This is a genomic window from Streptococcus sp. WM07, from assembly GCF_004570525.1.
GTDB lineage: Bacteria > Bacillota > Bacilli > Lactobacillales > Streptococcaceae > Streptococcus.
This window is the reverse complement of record NZ_SPPZ01000330.1, coordinates 1-269: the sequence shown is the minus strand read 5'-3', so window position 1 is coordinate 269 and position 269 is coordinate 1. Positions and strand designations below refer to the sequence as shown.

At 42.4% G+C, this 269-nt stretch carries 1 pseudogene; it reads left to right on the top strand.

What is annotated here, in order from left to right:
- Positions 1–269: pseudogene (locus E4T71_RS10010) on the top strand (hypothetical protein); the annotation flags it as partial.

Below are 269 nucleotides of genomic sequence, written 5' to 3'. Positions count from 1 at the left end.
GACAGCGATTGTTGTCCCTGTAACTCCGGATCGACCAGTTGAACCAAACAAACCGGTAAATCCAGATACACCAGATCTACCTAAGAATCCAGATCCAACAGATCCAACAACTCCAAACTATCCAAACCCAACAGATCCAGCTATCCAAACGTTAACAGAAAATGTGAAGCGTACAGTTCGTTATGTGGATGAATCTGGTAAGGTTATTGCGGAAGAAGTAGTTGATAACCTAGGATTTACACGTACAGGAACCATTAACTTAGCTACAG